Raw genomic sequence first — 4,474 nt, forward strand, 5'->3', positions numbered from 1 at the left:
CGCCCTGCTGGGTCGACAGCGTGATCTGCGAGGCGCCACTGCCGGAGGCGTCGCCCGCGAGGATCAGGCGGTAACTGCCGAGCGTCTCCAGCGTGGAGACGCGCGAGGACACGTCGATGAGGTCGAGTTCGGCGCTGCCCGCCAGACGCCAGCGGCCCTGCACGGTCTCGACGCTGAGCCCGGGCGAGGACAGGCGGATGCTGCCGCCCATCTGCATGGTGTTCCAGGGCGTGCCCAGGCCGGCCAGCCAGGCGGTCGGCCACTGTCCCACCCAGCCGGGGCTGGGCGCCAGCGCCACGTTTACGCGGCCGAGGCCGGGCCGCACCAGCAGCGAGGCCGTGCCGTTGAGGCAGCAGGCCTGCCGCGCGCGCAGCTCCAGGGCCAGGCCCTTGAGGCCGACGGTCCAGTCGAGGCGGCCGGGCAGGGCGCTCGCATCGCGGCTGCCGGGTCCGCCGGTGAGTACCACCACGGCGCTGCCCGACCAGACCGTGCCGCGGGCATCGGCCAGCAGCAGGTGCTGGTTGGTGGCCGAGGCGATGGCACCGGCCAGCCAGGCCGCGGGAGCGAAAGCCACCACACCGGCCAGCACGCCGACCGCGATGCCGAACACCGCCCAGCGCGTGGCCGCACCACGCGACTTGTCCCAGGCGATCTCGGCGAACGTCGATTCGCCCCAGCCGGTGGCCGATGCGGTATTCGCCCAGCGCGGGCCCTTGCGGCGGCGGCCGATCATGGCGCGGCCCCGCTGGACAGGCTGACGACGATGGTGCCGCTGTAGCCCTGCGCGCCGCGGCTGAGCTGGGCTTCGGTGGGCCGCACGCGCGCGGCGCCGCGCGCCTCGAGCAGCCAGCCGCGCAGCGCCTCGGGCGAGACGCCGTTGAGCGTGAGCGAGGCGCGGTCGCCCTGCATCGACAGGCGGCCCTTGTCGCCGAGCCGGTCGGTGGCGGCCTTCAGCGCGGCGGCAGCCTGCGCCTGCGACACCGGAGCCACGCCGCGCAGGCCCTGGCTCTCGGCGGCCAGGCGCTGCATCTGCTGCAGTTGCGCATCCAGGGCATCGAGGCGCACCGGCGCCTCGCGCAGCGTGCGCCAGGCGGGCTGCACGAAGATCATCCAGACGAGGAACAGGCCCACCACGCTGGCGGCCGCCAGCACGGCCAGCCGTTCGCGCGGCGCGCGTGTCTTCCACCACGCGCGGGCCTTCTCGCGCGTCTGCGCGAGGGCGGGCGGCAGGGTCAGGGTGCGCGCGTTCACGAGCGGCCTCCAGGTCGGGCGCGCGACATCACGAGCTGCGCACCGCTGCTTTCCACCTGCCATCCGGCGCCCTGCAGCAGGCTGCGGAACTGGCCGACCTGCTGCTCGCTCCAGCCCGGCGCCGATAGCGTCAGGCGGCCGCTCTCGTAGCGCAGCGTGTCCACCGGCGGGCGGTCGGCCGGCCATGCCGAGGCGGCGGCCATCAGCATCGGCTCGAGGTCGATGTCGCCGGGCTTGCCGGACAGCGTGCGCAGCGCCTGCACCTCGCGCTGCATCACTGCCGCAGCGTCGCGCTGGATGTCGAGATCGCTCACCCGCGGGAAGGCGGTGCGCACCGCGGCCTGGATGGCTTTCTGGCGCGCCTCGATCGTGCTGCGCTGGTGCCAGGCCCACAGGTTGAGCCCGGCGATCTGCGCCACGACCAGCGCCGCCAGGCCCCAGCGCACCGGGCGCCACTGCGGGCTGGCGAACTTGCGCAGGCCGTCGCGCAGCGCGCGGGCGCCGCGGGTGCGCTGCGCCAGGTCGAACTGGCGCAGGTCCCACAGGCTGCGCGCCGCCTGCAGCGCACGCTCGGCGCGCGACATCACGTTGACCGGCATGCCCAGCCACTGCTCGGCGGCGGCCACGGCGCCGGGCGTGGCGCTCCAGCGCGTGCCGGCCGGCGCGGGGCGAGGAATCAGCGCTCGCGACAGGCCACCCTGCAGCCGGATGCTGGCCACGCCGCTGGCATGAGCCCAGTGCAGCAGCACGCCCTGGTCGGGGCCGCTGCCAGCGCTCGTTTCGGCGAAATGGCCGGTCGGAGGATCGTCGGGCCAGGAGTCCGGCACGATGCGGTCGACGAACACGTTGGCCTTCTCCAGCGCGGCCAGTTCGGCGCGCAGCCAGCGCCGGTCGACGGCGGCCACCCAGGCGGGCTGGCCGGCGGTGGCGCCCGGCGCGACGGCGAGGTGAACGTCTTCGGCGTCCTCCAGCAGCGCTTCCTCGAGCACGCCGACCAGCGCGGCACGCAGCCGTGCCGCCGGCGCCTTGGGCAGCGTGATGCGGTGCCAGCTCACGTCGGTGTCGGCCAGCATCGCCACCACGGTGGCAGCCCTGGGCAGCAGCGCCGCGCCGCACTCGCCCTGGCCGGTCATCACCAGGCCGTCGCTGCTGGTGACGTAGGCGTATTCGGTGCCCAGGCCCGAGCCCGCGGCCTCGGGCGCTGTACCGCCGCGCGCGCTCAGGCGCCGGCGCTCGGGAATCTGGACGACGACGATGGACATGGAGCGTGATTCAGGGGATGCCCGGCATTGTAGGCAGCCCCGCTCTACAAACCTTCACAAATCAATGACTTAGCAATGCAAGTTGTAGCGCGCCGGGACGTCCCGGCGCCAGAGGGGTGGCCCGGCGGCTTCACGAGCGCAATGCTTCCACCGTGGAAATCTGCTCACGCTGCAGCACGATCATGTCCAGGCCACGCCGCTCCACCAGCGAGCGCTGCTCCAGCACGCGGTCGTCCAGCCGCAGCCGGCCGCGCACCTCGAAGAAGCTCGAGACCACCGAGACCTGCTGGCTGTTGAGCGGGCCGAGCCCGGGAATCTGCGCCTCGACCGCGCCCAGCGTCTTGAACGGATCGCGCTGCCGCAATTGCACCAGCCGCTCTGCGGTGGCGAGGTCCAGCCCCTTGATCGCCGCGGCCAGCACCTCGCGCGAGGCGGTGTTCGCATTGACCGGCGTGCGCACCGGCAGCAGCGTGACGTAGGGCTCGAGCGACGCGATCGTGGCGGCATCGACCCCCAGCCAGGTGAGCTGCGCCACGCTGCGCGGCCGCAACGGTGCCGTGCCGCTGCCCTGTGCGCCGACGGCCTGTGCGTCGCGAAGGCCCGCGGCGATTCGCGCGGCGACGTCGCTCGACACGCCGACCGTCTGGCACAGCCGTTCGAGTGCATCCACTTCGGCCTGGACGACCTTGCCGCTCGCGTCGAGCAGGCTGGCCAGGTTGTAGCGCGACTGCGCATCGCTGATCGCGCCGGAGAGGAAGGCCTCGGGGCCCTCGTCGGCGTTGTTGTCCTTGTCGGCGGCCAGGAAGGTCGACAGTCGCGCCTCGGCCAGCGGAGTGGCCCAGGGCTCGGTCAGTGCGGTCGGGCGGCCCGAGCGCGCATCCTCGCGCAGGATCAGCCGCGCCCAGTCGAGCGCACCCTGGAGGATCCAGGCCGACTGCATGCGCGCTCGCTCGGCCGCCTCCACCTGCACCGCGCGCCACTGCTGCCAGACCATCGAGGCGGCCAGCGTGACCACGAGCGTGACGATGATCAGCGCGACGAGCAGCGCGGCACCGCGCTGGCGGCGAGGCGGGGTCAGGACCCGGCGCATGGCGGTCACGGCCCCAGCATCACGTCGCGCGTGAGCGTGCCGGCCAGGCCACCGCCGGAGGCGAAGCTCAGCACCACGCGAACGCCGGAGGGCAGCGCCTGGCGCGGCACCACGCCGCTGGCTGCGCCGGCCGGCGGCGCGGCGACATTGCCGGTGGACTGGGCGTTGCTCCAGGCATTGCCCTGGAAGAAGTACACCTGCCACTGGGAGACGCCCTCCACGGCGCGCAGGTGGCCGGGTTCGCCGCCCTGCAGCTGCTGGCTGGCGAACCAGCTGTCCTGCAGCGCGGCGCTGCCGGTCACGGCAGGCCCGGCCCAGCGGCGCCAGGCGTTGTCGCTCGACTCGGGGCGCAGCGACCAGGCCACCACCTGCACGCCTTCCGGAGTGCCGCGCGTCATCCGGAGCGTCGCCCCGTCGAATACCAGCGGCGGCACGGCACCGGTGTCCTGCACGGCGGCCAGGTCGGTCTGCCATTGCGCCAGCACGGTGTTCAGGCGAAGCGTCTGCTCGAGCTGCCGCTCGCTGGCTTCGCGCGCGCGCACGATGCCGTCCACGCCCTGCCAGGCCATGGCCGCCATGATCGACAGGATCAGCAGCGCCACCAGCACCTCGACGAGGGTGAATCCGCGAGCCGTCTTCATGACTTCAGTAGCGCCCGAGCACCGTGGACAGGCTGAGCACAGGCTCTCCCGCCTCGTTGAAGATCTGCGCGTCGACGCGGCGGAAGTTCGGGTTCGGCGTCGGTCGCACGGCCAGCTTGCCGCGGTAGGAGCGGCCCAGCTGTTCGCAGCCGAAATCGCCGTCGCCGGTGCTGGGGAACTGCTTGGTCAGCTTCAGACCGGTGAGCTGGTTGTCGGCGCACCATTGCGCC

6 protein-coding genes are annotated in these 4,474 nt (G+C 73.3%); all 6 read right to left on the bottom strand.

Features of this window, described 5'->3' with window-relative positions; translation table 11 throughout:
• A partial coding sequence (locus tag AB7U92_RS22465; RefSeq protein ID WP_428582285.1) for a type II secretion system protein N occupies nucleotides 1–733 on the bottom strand: 733 nt, incomplete at its 3' end.
• Nucleotides 730–1,251 (bottom strand): type II secretion system protein GspM, encoded by a 522-nt coding sequence (gspM, locus tag AB7U92_RS22470; RefSeq protein WP_428582287.1) that lies wholly within the window; start codon nucleotides 1,249–1,251, stop codon nucleotides 730–732. The genes gspM and AB7U92_RS22465, both read right to left, overlap by 4 nt.
• Nucleotides 1,248–2,513, bottom strand: coding sequence for a type II secretion system protein GspL (gspL, locus tag AB7U92_RS22475; RefSeq protein WP_428582289.1), 1,266 nt, complete (start codon nucleotides 2,511–2,513; stop codon nucleotides 1,248–1,250). Before gspL ends, gspM begins: the two co-directional genes overlap by 4 nt.
• A 130-nt stretch (nucleotides 2,514–2,643) precedes the next feature.
• On the bottom strand, nucleotides 2,644–3,603 hold the full coding sequence (gene gspK / locus AB7U92_RS22480) for a type II secretion system minor pseudopilin GspK (protein WP_428582291.1): 960 nt from the start codon (nucleotides 3,601–3,603) through the stop codon (nucleotides 2,644–2,646).
• Nucleotides 3,604–3,608: 5 nt separating this feature from the next.
• Nucleotides 3,609–4,244, bottom strand: coding sequence for a prepilin-type N-terminal cleavage/methylation domain-containing protein (locus AB7U92_RS22485; RefSeq protein WP_428582293.1), 636 nt, complete (start codon nucleotides 4,242–4,244; stop codon nucleotides 3,609–3,611).
• 4 nt (nucleotides 4,245–4,248) lie between these two features.
• The coding region (locus AB7U92_RS22490) for a type II secretion system protein GspI (RefSeq protein WP_428582295.1) at nucleotides 4,249–4,474 on the bottom strand (226 nt) is incomplete at its 5' end.

The organism is Piscinibacter sp. (genome assembly GCF_050175855.1).
In the GTDB taxonomy this organism is placed as follows: Bacteria; Pseudomonadota; Gammaproteobacteria; order Burkholderiales; family Burkholderiaceae_C; genus Piscinibacter.